The sequence below is a fragment of the Rhizobium sp. SVR5-9E genome, from assembly GCF_056755095.1.
In genome coordinates this window covers 1-261 of sequence record NZ_JBNDHS010000484.1, presented here as the reverse complement: position 1 = coordinate 261, position 261 = coordinate 1, and the positions used below count along the sequence as shown (strand labels likewise).

The 261-nt window shown below is 42.9% G+C and carries 1 protein-coding gene; it reads left to right on the top strand.

From position 1 onward, the window contains the following. The coding region (locus tag ACPYOJ_RS35730; protein ID WP_481420441.1) for a preprotein translocase subunit SecA at positions 1-261 on the top strand (261 nt) is incomplete at both ends.

Below are 261 nucleotides of genomic sequence, written 5' to 3'. Positions count from 1 at the left end.
GTCGTGGTACCGATATTAAACTTACTAAGGAAGTAAAAGAAGCAGGCGGTTTAGCCATCATCGGAACCAAAAGCCACGATTCAAGACGTGTTGACAGACAGCTAAGAGGTAGAGCAGGACGTCAGGGGGATCCGGGAAGTTCTCAGTTCTATGTTTCTCTGGAAGATAATTTGATGCGTCTTTTCGGTTCTGAAAGAATCGCTAAAATGATGGACAGAATGGGTCATAAAGAAGGTGAAGTTATTCAGCATTCCATGATTT